Origin of the sequence: Streptomyces sp. JH34, from assembly GCF_029428875.1 — a bacterium.
In the GTDB taxonomy this organism is placed as follows: Bacteria; Actinomycetota; Actinomycetes; order Streptomycetales; family Streptomycetaceae; genus Streptomyces.
Window position 1 is genome coordinate 5,936,664 of sequence record NZ_JAJSOO010000001.1, and the last position, 14,632, is coordinate 5,951,295.

Genomic DNA, 14,632 nt, shown 5'->3' on the forward strand with positions numbered 1-14,632 from the left:
CTCCGTCAGCGTCAGCAGGCGGCGGCGTCCCCTGCTTCCCCCTCGTCCAGCAACCAGTTGAGAATGGACGGCAGCACGGACAGCGCGTCGAAGTGCGCCGCCGCCGGTTCCAGTACGGCGGTGGCGCCCGGGATCTGTTCGGCCAGCCAGCGGGAGTGGCCCACGGGGGAGAACACGTCCTTGACGCCGTGCCACAGCATCACCGGGCACCTGATGTCCGCGGGGTCGAACCCCCACGGCCTGCAGAACGCGAGCGCGTCGTCGATCCAGCCGTACGCCGACGTGCGCAGCCCCTCGCGGAAGTTGGCGAGGAGCATGGTGCGGATACCGGCGTCGTTGACCACGGTCCGGTCGGAGTCGGTCAGTTCCCGCCGGAGGTCGTCCAGGAGCCGGACCGGGTTCTGCCGGATCTCCGCCGAGCGGCTGATGAAGGACTCCGCCAGCCCGTCCGGATCCGCCACGGCCCGGGAGTAGGCGAGCACGTTCGACGCGGCCATCCCGTCGAACCAGTCGAGTCCTTCGGCGTCCCTCGGGGCCAGACTGACCAGAGCCGCGCTCCTGGTGACGCGGTCCGGCATCAGCGCCGCGCAGGCCAGTGCGTGCGGGGCGCCGCCGGAGCGCCCGACCACCGCGAACCGCTCCAGGCCGAGCGAGTCGGCGATCGCCCGTACGTCCTCGATGACGTCCCTCACCCTGCGCCCCGGCAGCCGGTCGGATCCGCCGTATCCCGGCCGGTCGTAGCTGATCAGCTGCATCCTCCGCTGGTAGAGGACCATCCCGCGCGGAGCGGGACCCAGCCGGCTGCCGGGCATGCCGTGCAGGAGGAACACCGGTCTGCCTCGGGGGTCCCCCTGACGCTCGACCAGCAGATGCCGTCCGTCCGCCACGCGCACCCGACTTCGCACGCCGCTCCTCCGCTCGGTCATTCCATCCGCACCGGGCATCAACTACCCGTTGTGTACTGCCAGTTCGATGATGACCTATCGGAAGCGATACCGGCACTCCCTGTCGGCACGCGCCGGTGGTGTTCGGGACGTTCGGAGGCACTCGGTGGCGTTCGGCTTCAGGAACGCTCTCCGCGACATCCGGACTCCGGGCGCGATTACAGGACAGGACTGGTCCTCACCCGGTGCCGACCCTCCGTCGCACCGGGTGTTCGCAATAGGAACCGACGTGGTGGGACGTCCGGCTTGTGAACGCCCCGCGTGCGAACCGTTGTCGTCGTGTGCGCGTCCGGAAGTCGACCTTGTGTGCTATCGGCCGCATGGGAATAGTGGGCGCCCCATCCTCCGTGTTCCGGACACCCCACTTGTCCGTGCACGGCCCCACAGGAGGTCGAAGTTGAAGCACCGACGCATATCCAGGAAGCGCACGGCGATGGCCGGATCGGCCGTACTCGCCGTGGTCGCGGCAGGGGTGACGTTCCAGACTGCGAACGCCAGTGACGACGTTCCCCAGTTCACCGCCAAGACCCTCGACGCGGAGTCGGCCGGAAGTCTCGCCGCCACCCTGGGCAAGTCCCTGAGTGGTGACACCGCGGGCTCGTACTACGACGCCGAGGCCAAGAACCTCGTCGTGAACGTCGTCGACCAGGCGGCGGCCGAGCAGGTCCGTCAGGCGGGCGGCAAGGCCAGACTGGTCGAGAACACGCTCGCCGAGCTGACGACCGCCCGGCAGACCCTCACCGACAAGGCGACCATCCCCGGCACCTCCTGGGCCGTCGACCCGGTCAGCAACAAGGTGATCGTCACCGCCGACCGCACGGTCGACGGAGCGGACTGGGACAAGCTCAGCAAGGTGGTCGAGGGGCTCGGCTCCAAGGCCGAGCTCAACAAGTCCGCAGGGGAGTTCAAGCCGCTGATCGCGGGCGGCGACGCGATCTGGGGCAACGGCGGCCGCTGCTCGCTGGGCTTCAACGTGGTCAAGGGCGGCGAGCCGTACTTCCTCACCGCCGGCCACTGCACCGAGTCGATCACCAGCTGGTCCGACTCGCAGGGCGGCTCGGAGATCGGTGCCAACGAGGGATCCAGCTTCCCGGACAACGACTACGGCTTGGTCAAGTACACCTCGGACGTGGAGCACCCCAGCGAGGTCGACCTCTACGACGGCTCCACCCAGGCGATCACCAAGGCGGGCGACGCGACCGTCGGCATGTCGGTGACCCGCAGCGGCTCCACCACCCAGGTCCACGACGGTGAGGTCACCGCCCTGGACGCCACGGTCAACTACGGCAACGGCGACATCGTCAACGGCCTCATCCAGACCACGGTCTGCGCCGAACCGGGCGACAGCGGTGGCTCGCTGTTCTCGGGCGACACCGCGATCGGGCTGACCTCGGGCGGCAGCGGCGACTGCTCCGCCGGCGGCGAGACGTTCTTCCAGCCTGTGCCCGAGGCGCTGGCGGCGTACGGCGCCGAGATCGGCTGACCCACGGTTCCGGCTCCTGACGGCCGGCTAGCCCGCCCCTCGAATACGCTGTGCGAGGGGCGGGCTTTCGCTGCCCCCGGCACTGCACCGGCCAGGAGCGACGACGGGGCCGCCGATGTCGCGGCGTGGTCGGGTGTGTTCCGCGGCGGTCGGAGCAGGAGCGCGGCCGGGTGCCGTACATGGGCGGGCCTCGTCCTGTCAGGTGTGCGCGGCGGAGCGCCCATGATGACCACGCGGTCGAGCCGCCCCGGAAAATCCCTGGCGCACCCACCGGTACGCCCTTAGGCTGCCGCCCATGAATCCCTGTCAGATCTACGGCTGACACCGGACGGGGCAGTGCCCCCGTTCCCGTGCCGCGCACCCGTGCGCGCTCCCCGGCAGGCTGCGCCCCGGGTGGCGGCGTGCCGGTCCGGTGTGTCCTTCTCGCCGTAGACCTGAAACGAGTGATTCCGTATGTCCCGTCGCCGTGCCCACATCGCGATGATCGGCATCCCGATCGTCAGCCATGTCCTGCCGAGCCTCGAGATCCTGCGTGAGCTGGTGGCCCGCGGCCACCGGGTGACGTATGCCAACGACCCCGCCGTGGCGGACCGGATCACGGCCACCGGTGCCGAGTTCGTCCCGTACGCATCCGGCCTGCCGTTCGTCGACAACGACTGGCCGGCCGACCCGATCGCCGCGATGGACCTCTTCCTCGACGAGGCAGTCCAGGCCCTTCCGCACCTGCGTGCCGCCTACGACCACGACAGGGCGGACCTCTACCTGTACGACATCGGTGCCTACGCCGCCCGCGCCCTCGCGGAGTCGCAGGGCAGGCCCGTCCTTCAGCTCTCCCCGACCTTCGTGGCCTGGGACGGCTACGCCGAGGAGATGGCGGCGGCCCTGTGGGAGCTGCCCGGCGCCGAGGCGTACCGGGCGAAGTTCGCGCGGTGGCTCGCCTTGTCCGGGGCGGTCACCACGGACGTCGACGCGTTCTCCGGTCGGCCCGCGAGGGCCCTGGCGACGATCCCGAGGGCCATGCAGCCGCACGCGGACCGGGTCGACGCCGACGCGGTGTCGTTCGTCGGCCCCTGCTTCGGCTCGCGTACGGACCGGGACACCTGGACCCGGCCGGCCGGGGCGGAGAACGTGCTGCTGGTCTCCCTGGGCTCGGCGTACACGAAGCAGCCGGACTTCTACCGCCGGTGCCTGGAGGCGTACGGCGACCTGGCGGGATGGCACGTCGTGCTCCAGATCGGGAAGTACGTCGATCCCGACGAGCTGGGCGACATCCCGGGCAATGTCGAGGTGCACTCCTGGGTGCCCCAGTTGGCGATCCTGGAGCAGGCCGACGCGTTCGTCACGCACGCGGGGATGGGCGGCAGCGGTGAGGGGCTGTACACCGGTGTTCCCATGATCGCCGTCCCGCAGGGCGCCGAGCAGTTCATGAACGCGGACCGGCTGGTGGAGCTGGGCGTGGCCCGCCGCATCGACACGGCGGACGCCACCGCCGTGGCGCTGCGCACTGCGCTCACGGAACTCGTCGCCGACCCCGAGGTCGCCCGGCGCTCGGCACGGCTCCGTGCCGATGTCCGGGCGGAGGGCGGCACCGCCCGGGCCGTTGGTCTGGTCGAGGAGATGCTGGGCTGACCCCCGGCCTCAGGCGGGGCTCGAGCCGTTCCCGGGGGAAGCCGGCGCTCCTCCGGGAACGGCCGCCTGCCGTGTCCCGCCCGTCTCCCGGCGGCGCATCGACAGCAGCAGGGTGAGTGCCGTGCCGGCGACCGCCCAGGCGGAGAGCACCAGCAGCGGACCGGTGACCGCGTTGCCCTTGAAGTACGCGATCGAGCGGGCCGTCCAGGTGCCCGCGCCGGGTGGCAGGGCGGGGCCGATGGCCCGCCAGAAGTCCGGCAGCATCGGCAGCGGGAAGGCGCCGCCCGCGCTCGGGTTGCCCGCGATCACGATGATGAGGACGGCCAGCCCGATGCCGACGATGCCGGTGAGTGCCTGCAGGGCGAGTGTGGTCATGCCGACCGAGAACACGACCAGGGCGCCCAGCCCGGATAGCGCCCACACGCTGCCAGGGAGCGCTCCGAGAATCGGGCCGATGATGACCGCGCCGCCGATGCCGCCCGCGATCGAGTACAGCGCCATGACACCGGTGCGGATCACCGCGCGCTGCCGGTCGGCGGGCTTCGTGCCCGCGCTGATCGCCAGGATCGAGGCGCAGAGGTAGCCGCCGACGCACCATCCCACCACCAGGTAGAAGGAGGAGAGGCCGTCGAAGTCGTCCGGGGAGGCAGGGGCCACGTCCACGGCCCGTACCGTGCGCTGCCGGGGCCCCTCCGCCTCCTTGATGATCTTTGTCAGCGAGGTGGCCAGCACGGTGCCGCCGCCGGAGGCGACGAGCACGGTGTCCGTCGACCCGGAGGGGCTGACGATCAGGGCGCCGTCGATGTCGCGGTTCTCGATCTGCCGGCGCGCCTCGGCCTCGCCGGAGACCGCGCGAGGGTCGAGCGGGTCGCCCGGCAGGCCGTCCAGCTGGGTGACGAGCTGCCCCGACACCTGCTGCGGTGCGACGACCCCGAAGGGGACGTCCGTCGGGTCGGGCCTGTGCAGCGCGCCGACGTAGGAGGCGATGAACAGCAGTTGCAGCGCCAGTACGCCGACGACCAGGAGTGCGGCTCGTACGGTGACGGCGTTCTTCACCTCGTCAGCGAAAGTCATGCCCCCCACGGTCCGGGCAGGGCGCTGTTCGCGCAGGTGGGGGCGGGCCGAATGGCGGAGGAGTGGCCGCACCCTCGGTTATCGTACGAACGTTCGAAACTTGGTCTATGGTGGAGAGCGAGGGGTGGTGAGTACGGATCGGTCCAGGAGGTGCGGATGTCAGGGTTCACGCATCTGCATACCGTTTCCGGGTTCTCCCTGCGGTACGGGGCGTCGCACCCGGAGCGGCTGGCCGAGCGCGCCGCCGAGCGGGGGATGGACGCCCTCGCGCTGACCGACCGTGACAGCCTCGCGGGTGCGGTCCGCTTCGCCAGGGCCTGCGAGAAGGCCGATGTGCGGCCGCTCTTCGGGGCGGAGCTGGCGGTGGCGCGGGTGGCCGAAGGGGTGCGCGCGCACAGGCCGCGCACACCGGCCCGCGGGGGTGCCTTTGTCGATGAATCGGCACCCCGGGTCACCTTCCTCGCCCGGGACGGTGCCCGCGGCTGGGCCGGACTGTGCGGGCTGGTCACCGCGGCGCACTCCGGTACCAGGGGCCCGGACGCCGGGCAGCCCCTGGTCGGCCGGGACGCGCTGCCCGCCGAAGGGCTCACCGTGCTGCTCGGCCCCGCCTCCGAGGTGGGCGCCGCACTGGCGGCGGGCCGGCCCGACCGGGCCGCCGCACTGCTCGCCCCCTGGCGGGAGATCTACGGCGACGCCCTGCGCCTCGAAGCCGTCCACCACGGGCGCGAGGGCACCGGCCCCGGATCGCTGCGGCTCGCCGCCCGCACCGTCGGCTTCGCCGCCGAACAGGGGGTGCGGGCCGTGCTGACCAACGCCGTCCGGTACGCGGACCCCGGGCAGGGACCCGTCGCCGACGTGCTCGACTCGGCCCGCAGGCTCGTCCCCGTAGACCCGCGCCGCACCCCGCTCGACAGCGGGGAGCGCTGGCTCAAGGACGACGCCGCGATGCGGGAGACCGCGGAGCGGATCGCCTCCGCGGCGGGACTCGGCCGGGGGGCCGGCGAGCGGCTGCTCGCCGAGACCCGGCACACCGCCGACGCCTGCCGCGTCGACCCGGTGGAGGACCTGGGGCTCGGCAGCGTCCACTTCCCCGAGCCGCGCCTCGTCGGGGCGGAGCGGCGCACCGCCCAGCGGGTGCTGGCCTCCCGCGCCGCCGCGGGCATGGTGCGGCACGGCTACGACCGCAGGCGCGACTACTGGGAGCGGATGCACCGCGAGCTGGACATCATCGCCCACCACGGCTTCGCCACCTACTTCCTCACGGTCTCCCAGGTCGTCGACGACGTGAAGGGGATGGGCATCCGGGTCGCCGCGCGAGGCTCCGGGGCCGGTTCCCTGGTCAACCACCTGCTCGGGATCGCCCACGCCGACCCGGTCGAACACGGGCTGCTCATGGAACGCTTCCTGTCCAAGCGGCGCTTCGTGCTGCCCGACATCGACATCGACGTCGAGTCGGCCCGCCGTCTGGAGGTCTACCGCGCGATCATCGACCGCTTCGGCACCGAGCGGGTCGCGGCCGTCTCCATGCCCGAGACCTACCGGGTGCGCCACGCCATCCGTGACGTCGGTGCCGCGCTCTCCATGGACCCGGCCGAGACCGACCGGCTCGCCAAGGCCTTCCCGCACATCCGGGCCAGGGACGCCCGCGCCGCGATGGAGGAACTGCCCGAACTGCGTGCCGTGGCCGGGCGGAAGGAGCGGTACGGCCGGCTCTGGGACCTGGTGGAGTCGCTGGACGCACTGCCGCGCGGCATCGCCATGCACCCGTGCGGGGTGCTCCTCTCGGACGACTCGCTGCTGCGGCGTACCCCGGTCATGCCCACCAGCGGCGAGGGTTTCCCCATGTCCCAGTTCGACAAGGACGACGTGGAGCACCTCGGGCTGCTCAAGCTCGATGTGCTCGGCGTACGGATGCAGTCGGCGATGGCGCACGCGGTGACCGAGGTGAAGCGGGCCTCGGGGCGGGAGATCGACCTGGACGCCGTGCCGCAGGGCGACCCGGAGACGTACCGGCTGATCAAGAGCGCCGAGACGCTCGGCTGCTTCCAGATCGAGTCGCCGGGCCAGCGCGACCTGGTCGGCCGCCTCCAGCCCGCCACCTTCCACGACCTGGTGGTCGACATCTCGCTGTTCCGGCCGGGTCCGGTCGCCGCCGACATGGTGCGGCCGTTCATCGAGGCCAGGCACGGCCGCGCCCCCGTACGCTATCCGCACCCCGACCTGGAAGGAGCGCTGCGCGACACCTACGGGGTGGTCGTCTTCCACGAACAGATCATCGAGATGGTGAACATCATGACCGGCTGCGGACGCGGCGAGGCCGACCGGGTGCGGCGCGGACTCTCCGACCTCGAGTCGCAGGCCCGGATCAAGGTCTGGTTCGCCCGGCGGGCGGCGGAGCGGAAGTACGGCGCCGAAGTGATCGCCCGCGCCTGGGAGATCATCGAGGCGTTCGGGAGCTACGGCTTCTGCAAGGCGCACGCGGTCGCCTTCGCCGTGCCGACGTACCAGTCGGCCTGGCTCAAGGCGCACCACCCGGCGGCCTTCTACGCGGGGCTGCTCACGCACGACCCCGGGATGTACCCGAAGCGGCTGCTGCTCGCGGACGCGCGGCGGCGCGGGGTGCCGGTGCTGCCGCTGGATGTGAACCGGTCGGCGGCCACCCATCGGATCGAACTGGTGTCTGGCGACAATGGTGAGAAATGGGGATTGAGGCTGGCTCTCTCGGACGTCCACGGCATCAGTGAGGCGGAGGTCGCCCGGATCGAGGCCGGGCAGCCCTACAGCTCCCTGCTGGACTTCTGGCAGCGGGCCAGGCCCGGGAAGCCCGCCGCCGAACGCCTGGCCCAGGTCGGTGCGCTGGACTCCTTCGGCGCCAACCGCCGGGACCTGTTGCTGCACCTGTCCGAACTCCACCGCGCCCAGCGGGGTCCGGGCACCAAGGGGAACGGTGCCCAGCTCCCGCTCGGCGGCGGGCACCGGACCGGCAGCGTCGGGCTGCCCGACCTCAACGACGCCGAACGTCTCAGCGCCGAACTCGGCGTGCTCAGCATGGACGTGTCGCGCCATCTGATGGGCGATCACCACGACTTCCTGGAGGAGCTCGGCGCGGTCTCCGCCAAGCGGCTGAGGGAGGCCAGGCACGGGGAGACCGTGCTGGTCGCGGGCGCCAAGGTGGCCACGCAGACCCCGCCGGTCCGTTCCGGGCGCCGGGTCATCTTCACCACCCTGGACGACGGGACGGGCCTGGTCGACCTCGCCTTCTTCGACGACAGTCACGCCGCCTGCGCGCACACCGTCTTCCACTCCTGGCTGCTGCTGGTGCGCGGGGTGGTCCAGCGGCGGGGCGCGCGCAGCATGAGCGTGGTCGGCGCGGCGGCCTGGAACCTGGCGGAACTGGCCGAACTCCGGCGCACCGGCGGTCTCGACGCGGTCGCGGCACGGCTGGCGGAGGAGCCCGCCGACGAGGAGGGGGAGACCTCCGACGACGGCCGTCGCATCCAGCTGCCGACCGGCTACGAGATGAACCCCTGGTCCGATCTCCAGCCGGCCGGTGAGGGCGCGCCCACCGGGAGGAAGCTGTGGCACCGGAGCCAGGGGAGCGCGGGATGAACGAGCAGCCGGCCGTCCTGTGCCTGCGGTTCCGCCGGATCGGCGGCGGACTGCCGGACAGCGCGGCCTACGAAGGGCTGATCGCCCTCCTCGGGGCGTTCACCCCGGTCGTCGAGGCGGCCCCGCCCGGTGCCGCGCTGGCCGATGTCGGCGGTGCCCTGCGCTACTTCGGGCAGGACGCGGCCGGCCTGGCCTCCGTGATCCGGGTGCGCGCCCTCGCCCTGCACGGCGTGGACTGCGCGATCGGTGCGGCCTCCAACCCCATGCTGGCCAGGATGGCCGCACGGCAGGCCCCCGCGGGAACGACCTTCGTGGTGGCCCCCGGTGAGCACGCCGGCTTCCTCGCGTCCCGGCCCGCCGCCGCACTGGACGGCGTCGGGGCGGCGACCGCGCGCACCCTGTGCGGATACGGGCTCGACTCCATCGGCCGGATAGCCGCCGCGCCGCTCGCCACCCTGCAGCGCATCACCGGCGTACGGACCGGACGTGAGCTGTGGGAGCGGGCCAACGGCATCGACCGCACGCGGGTCGTCCCGAACGCGGCCGCCCGGTCGATCGCCGCCGAACGCTCCTTCCCCCGCGACGAACTCGACCCCGAGCAGCACCGCCGCGCCCTCCTCTCGCTCACCGAGGAACTGGGGGCCAGGATGCGCGGCGACGGGCAGGTGTGCCGCTCGCTCGCGGTGTCCGTGCGCTACGCCGACCGGACCGGCTACGCGACGCTGACCCGCAGCCGTACGCTCACGGAGCCCACCGCCCACTCGGTGGCGCTGACCTCGCTCGCGTACCGGATCCAGGAGTCGTTCGCCCTGCAGCGGGCGAGGGTGCGGGGGATCGGGCTGAGGGCCGAGGGGCTCCACGACGCCGAACGGGCCGCCCATCAGCTCACCTTCGACCCGGTGGACGAACGGGCACGGCGGATCGAGGCGGTGTCCGACCGGCTGCGGGCCAGGTTCGGCCCGCAGGCGGTGAAGCCGGGGCGGCTCGCGGCCTGACCCGAGGGCGGTCGTCCGCAGCGTCCGGGCTCCCGGCCCGCCTCCGGGGGCGCCGGAATCTTTTTACCGACGCGTAACTTCCGCGGCGACCTTACTCATGCGTAATTTGGCATGAGCACGTAGAGAACGTAGTTCACTGTGGTCCGGACCGCAGGGCGCACCGACATCGCCACTCCCTTGAGCCGCAAGGAGACCACCCGATGCTGCCCTGGATCCGTGCCCCGCGCACCCCACGCGCTCGCCGGACGCTCGCCGCCCTGATCCTCACCCTCACCGCGCTCGTCGCCGCCCCCACGGCGACCGCGACCGCGGTCCCCGCACAGGCCGCCGCTCCGTCCCGGGGCTGGAACGACTACTCCTGCAAGCCCTCCGCGGCCCACCCCCGCCCGGTCGTCCTCGTCCACGGGACCTTCGGGAACTCGATCGACAACTGGCTGGTCCTCGCGCCGTACCTCGTCAACCGGGGCTACTGCGTCTTCTCGCTCGACTACGGCCAGCTCCCGGGCGTACCGCTCTTCAACGGACTCGGCCCGATCGACAAGTCGGCCGGACAGCTCGACGTGTTCGTCGACAAGGTGCTCGGAGCCACCGGCGCCCCGAAGGCCGACCTCGTCGGCCACTCCCAGGGCGGCATGATGCCCCACTACTACCTCAAGTTCCTCGGCGGCGCCGACAAGGTGAACGCCCTCGTCGGGATCGCCCCCGACAACCACGGCACCACGCTCCTCGGCCTCACCCGGCTGCTGCCGTACTTCCCCGGCGTCGAGGACCTCCTCACGACGAACACACCGGGCCTCGCCGACCAGATAGCCGGATCCGCGTTCATCACCAAGCTCAACGCGGGCGGGGACACCGTGCCGGGGGTCCGCTACACCGTCATCGCGACCCGGTACGACGAGGTCGTCACCCCGTACCGCACGCAGTACCTGAGCGGGGCGAACGTGCGCAACGTCCTGCTCCAGGACCTGTGCCCGGTCGACCTGTCCGAGCACGTCGCCATCGGGACCGTCGACCGGATCGCCTTCCACGAGGTGGCGAACGCCCTCGACCCGGCGCGCGCCACCCCGACCACCTGCGCCTCGGCCGTGAGCTGAGAGCACGCTGCCCGGCTCCCCGGGGACAGGGGCCGGGCAGCCGTGGGGTCACGCGCGGTGCGCGCCGCCCGCGGACCGCCGGCGGACCGAGACGAACAGGGCGCTCGCGCCGAGGGCCAGCGCGGCGGCCCCGCCCATCGCGAGGTACGAGGTGCTGCCCCTGCCACCCGTCTCGGCGAGGGTCTCGTCGGCGGGTGCCCCGCCCGCGGGGGCCGCGGCCGCGTTGTCCGGCTCGGGTGCGTTCGCCGCAGCGGCGGACGCCTCGGCGGCCGGGGCCGCCTCGGTCACCTCCGCCCCGGTCGACGCGTCGTCGTCCCCGTGGCCGTCGTGCTCGACGGACGACTTGCCGGCGCCCTCGTCGATGTCCGCCTCGGACGGGGCGGAGGCGGCCGGCGCCGGCGCGGCCTCGGTGGTGGTCCCGCTTCCGGCGTTCTCGCCGCCGAACACCACGTCGGAGCAGGCGTAGAAGGCCTCGGGGGAGTCCGACCGCTGCCAGACCGTGTAGATCAGCTGCCGCCCGGACGCCTGCGGCACCGTGCCGTCGAAGACGTACGATCCGTCCGTCAGGGTCGGGTCGGTGGCCGTGGCGAACGGCTTCTCCTGGAGGTCCGACCACTTCAGGGGCTGCGCCGGGTCGTAGCCCGCCTTGGTCAGGTACAGCTCGAAGGAGCCCCTGTGCGGAGCGGTCGCCCGGAACCGGAAGGTGTGGCCGCCCGCCTGCATCGGGGTGGACGGCCAGTCGGCGCGCGGCAGGTCCAGCCCCTTGAACTTGTCGTTGCCCGCGCTGCACAGCTTGCCGTCCGGGATGAGCTGCCGGTGCTTGCCCGCCGCGTCGGCGATGTTCACACCGTTCCAGTCGTACAGCGCCTGGGTGCCGCCCGCCGCCACCGCAGCCTTGCACGCCGCCGACCGCGGGTTCTCCGGACCCTCCGCGAAGCAGGCCGAGACCCGGCTGACCGGATCGCTCAGCGAACCGTGGGCAGCGGCCGGGGCGGCGGAGAGCCCGGTCAGCGCGAGCGGTGCGACGCCGAGCGCGACGATGCCTCCGGCGAGCCCGCGGCGGGTGGTGGTGATGACGGCCATGGTGGTGGTTCTCCTTCGGCGGCACGGCTGTTGGCTGTGGTCGACCAGGTCTGGTGATCAGCAAGCTAGCCGCCGCAGGGAGCGGATCCGGGCGCGAGAAGGCGCAGGTGGGGATCGTTATGACGCGCTTAAGGGATGGTTAGGGGAGGGCTCAGGTAGTGCCGGTGGGCTCGCACTCGGGGGCGTGTCGAGCGGCCACCGGCTCCCGTGGGCTGGGAGCCGCCGGCCATCAGGTGAGGCGTCAGACCTGGACGCCAGGGGTGCCGTCCTCCACGACCACGCTCGCGCGCGTGCTGATCGTGGCGTCCGGTTTCGTCACGAAGGGCAGGACCCGGAAGTCGCTCGTCCACCGCTCGCGGTCCACCGTGACGCGTACGTAGCCCCGCTGGCTGTTGAAGAACTTCATGTGCGGGTTCGCCGCGAGGAACGTCTCCCCCTGGGCCGTCATGTCGGCGCCGTCGCCGCCGCTCGTGACCGACGTGCCCACGAACTCCGAGCCGACGGTCGCCGATTCCGGGTCCGTGTAGTCGCGCTTGAGGTCCCAGGCGTAGTTCTGGTGGCGGTCGCCCGTGATGACGACCAGGTTCCGCACCCCACGGGTGTCCGCCTGCGCGAGCAGCCGGTTGCGCTCGGCGACGTAGCCGTCCCAGGGGTCGGTCCAGACCTTCGTGCCCGGACCCGGGTCCTGGTCGGTCTGGCCCATCGGCGCCTGGTTGCCGAGGATCTGCCAGCGCGCCTGCGAGCGGCTGAAGCCCTTGAGGACCCAGTCCCGCTGGCGGGCCCCGAGCAGGGTGCGGTCCTCGTCGAAGCGTTCGGGGCAGTCGGCGGAGGTGCCGTCACCGCAGGCCTGGTCGTCGCGGTACTGACGGGTGTCGAGCATCGTGAAGTCGGCGAGCCGGCCGTAGGGGAGCCTGCGGTACATCTGCACGTCCGGGCCGTTCGGCAGTTGGGTGCGGCGCAGCGGCGCGTGCTCGTACAGGGCCTGGAAGGCGGCGGCCCGGCGCAGCAGGAACGTCTTCGGGTCCTCGTCGTTCTCGGAGGTCTCGTCCGCCCAGTTGTTCTCCACCTCGTGGTCGTCGAACGTCATGATCCACGGGAAGGCGGCGTGCGCCTCGCGCAGCGGGGCCTCGGACTTGTAGAGGCCGTACTGGAGACGGTAGCGCGCGAGGTCGACCGTCTCCGTGTGGAACCTCGGATCGGTGGTCACGCCGCGCCTGTTCGTCTTCACGCCGGACTCGTACAGGTAGTCGCCGAGGTGGACGACCAGGTCCAGGTCCTCCCGCGCCATGTGGTGGTAGGCCGTGTAGTAGCCGTCCTGCCAGGCCTGGCAGGAGGCGAAGGCGAACCTCAGCTCGCGGGGGGAGTCCCACGGGGCCGGTGTGGTGCGCGTACGCCCTACGGGGGAGATCGAGGAGCCCGCCCTGAAGCGGAACCAGTACGTGCGGTCGGGGGCGAGCCCGCGCACCTCCGGGTGGACGGAGTGCGCCAGTTCGGGGGTGGCGACGACGCTGTCGCGGCGCACGACCCGGCGGAACCGTTCGTCGAGCGCCACCTCGTAGTGGACGCGGACGGGCTTCGCGGGCATCCCGCCGAGGCCGTCCTGGGCGAAGGGGTCGGGAGCCAGACGCGTCCAGAGCACGACACCGTCCGACGTCGGGTCGCCCGAGGCGACACCCAGGGTGAACGGGTCGCCCTTCAGGGCGGGCGCGGCGTACGCGGACTGCGCCTCCCACGCCCCCGTCCCGAGCATCAGCGCGGCGGCTGCCGCTCCGCCGACCCCGAACATCTGCCTGCGGGACACGGAATTCGCGAACACGGGTCCTCCTCGGTCGATCTGCGCCAACCGGGAACACGCTGCCGGGCATTGATGTCATGCCCACGCGCAACGTATGGCCGGGGGCCGAGCGACGCGTGAACAGGACAGCGGCCGGACGGGCGGTTCAGGACACCGCGCGGTAGCGGCGCTCGGGCCGCCCCGTCCCGCCGTACCGCAGGGACACCTCGGCCCGCCCCGTCTCCGCGAAGTACTCGAGGTAGCGGCGCGCGCTGACCCGTGACAGGGCGCCCGCCGCGGCGCATTCGGAGGCCGAAAGCCCCGCCGGGTGGTCCCGCAGGACGCGTTCCACGAGATCCGCGGTGCGGGCCGCCAGGCCCTTGGGGAGCTCGCGGGAGCCCGGAGGGCGGGTGCCGAAGATGCGGTCCACGTCCTCCTGACGGGCGTCCTGGCGTGCCTCGTCCAGGGCGTCCAGACGGTTGCGCAGCGAGGCCACGTGCTGCAGCTGCTCCTGCAGGGCCGTGCGGTGGAACGGCTTGATCAGGTAGTGCAGGGCCCCCGCCCGCAGGGCCGCCCTGACCACCCCGGCGTCGCGCGCCGCCGTGATGAAGAGAGCGTCGGCGCTGTGGGAGTCCCCTTCGCGTTCCTCCGCGGCCCGCAGTTCCCGCAGCACCTGGATCCCGTCCATGTCGGGAAGGAAGATGTCGAGCAGGACCAGGTCGGGACGCAGCCGGCGGGCCGCGCGCAGGGCCTCGGCGCCCGTGTGGGCCACGCCGACGACCGTGAAGCCGTCCAGGGCGGACACATACCGGCTGTGCAGCTTCGCGACCATGAAGTCGTCGTCCACCACCAGCACATTCGTCACGCCGACACGCTAGGGCGCGACCACAAGGACCACAACGTCCATTGATTCCGGAACGGCGACAGCTCGTTAACGCGCAGGCAAC

At 72.2% G+C, this 14,632-nt stretch carries 10 protein-coding genes; 5 read left to right on the plus strand and 5 right to left on the minus strand.

Going from position 1 to position 14,632, the window contains the following annotated elements; translation table 11 throughout:
• Positions 1–11 precede the first annotated feature (11 nt).
• A complete protein-coding gene (locus LWJ43_RS26660) occupies positions 12–905 on the minus strand; it encodes an alpha/beta fold hydrolase (protein ID WP_277334730.1) in 894 nt (297 codons plus the stop codon).
• 436 nt (positions 906–1,341) lie between these two features.
• Between LWJ43_RS26660 and LWJ43_RS26665 the strand changes: the two genes are divergently transcribed.
• Together LWJ43_RS26665 and LWJ43_RS26670 are read left to right on the plus strand one after the other, a co-directional pair.
• Positions 1,342–2,427, plus strand: coding sequence for a S1 family peptidase (locus tag LWJ43_RS26665; RefSeq protein ID WP_277334731.1), 1,086 nt, complete (start codon positions 1,342–1,344; stop codon positions 2,425–2,427).
• Between the two features lie 453 nt (positions 2,428–2,880).
• Positions 2,881–4,056 (plus strand): macrolide family glycosyltransferase, encoded by a 1,176-nt coding sequence (locus LWJ43_RS26670; protein ID WP_277334732.1) that lies wholly within the window; start codon positions 2,881–2,883, stop codon positions 4,054–4,056.
• Between the two features lie 9 nt (positions 4,057–4,065).
• Here the strand turns inward: LWJ43_RS26670 and LWJ43_RS26675 are convergent, their stop codons facing one another.
• The gene (locus tag LWJ43_RS26675; protein ID WP_277334733.1) at positions 4,066–5,130 is read right to left on the minus strand and encodes a DUF3533 domain-containing protein; all 1,065 of its coding nucleotides are present in this window, start codon (positions 5,128–5,130) and stop codon (positions 4,066–4,068) included.
• A gap of 156 nt (positions 5,131–5,286) precedes the next feature.
• Between LWJ43_RS26675 and LWJ43_RS26680 the strand changes: the two genes are divergently transcribed.
• From LWJ43_RS26680 to LWJ43_RS26690, 3 genes are all read left to right on the plus strand, one after another.
• A complete protein-coding gene (locus tag LWJ43_RS26680; RefSeq protein ID WP_277334734.1) occupies positions 5,287–8,739 on the plus strand; it encodes a DNA polymerase III subunit alpha in 3,453 nt (1,150 codons plus the stop codon).
• Positions 8,736–9,734 (plus strand): DNA polymerase Y family protein, encoded by a 999-nt coding sequence (locus LWJ43_RS26685; protein ID WP_277334735.1) that lies wholly within the window; start codon positions 8,736–8,738, stop codon positions 9,732–9,734. The genes LWJ43_RS26680 and LWJ43_RS26685 overlap by 4 nt, the downstream gene beginning before the upstream one ends.
• A gap of 200 nt (positions 9,735–9,934) precedes the next feature.
• Positions 9,935–10,828: an esterase/lipase family protein gene (locus LWJ43_RS26690; protein ID WP_277334736.1), complete on the plus strand. Its 894-nt coding sequence runs from the start codon at positions 9,935–9,937 to the stop codon at positions 10,826–10,828.
• A 48-nt stretch (positions 10,829–10,876) separates the two neighbouring features.
• Here LWJ43_RS26690 and LWJ43_RS26695 read toward each other — a convergent pair whose 3' ends face one another.
• The 3 genes from LWJ43_RS26695 to LWJ43_RS26705 form a co-directional block, all read right to left on the minus strand.
• Positions 10,877–11,911 carry a lytic polysaccharide monooxygenase auxiliary activity family 9 protein gene (locus LWJ43_RS26695; RefSeq protein WP_277334737.1) on the minus strand — a complete coding sequence of 345 codons (1,035 nt, stop codon included), beginning with the start codon at positions 11,909–11,911 and terminating at the stop codon, positions 10,877–10,879.
• 241 nt (positions 11,912–12,152) lie between these two features.
• Complete coding sequence (locus LWJ43_RS26700; RefSeq protein ID WP_277334738.1) at positions 12,153–13,727, minus strand: alkaline phosphatase D family protein; 1,575 nt, start codon at positions 13,725–13,727, stop codon at positions 12,153–12,155.
• Between the two features lie 124 nt (positions 13,728–13,851).
• Positions 13,852–14,550 carry a response regulator gene (locus tag LWJ43_RS26705; RefSeq protein ID WP_277334739.1) on the minus strand — a complete coding sequence of 233 codons (699 nt, stop codon included), beginning with the start codon at positions 14,548–14,550 and terminating at the stop codon, positions 13,852–13,854.
• Between the last annotated feature and the right edge of the window lie 82 nt (positions 14,551–14,632).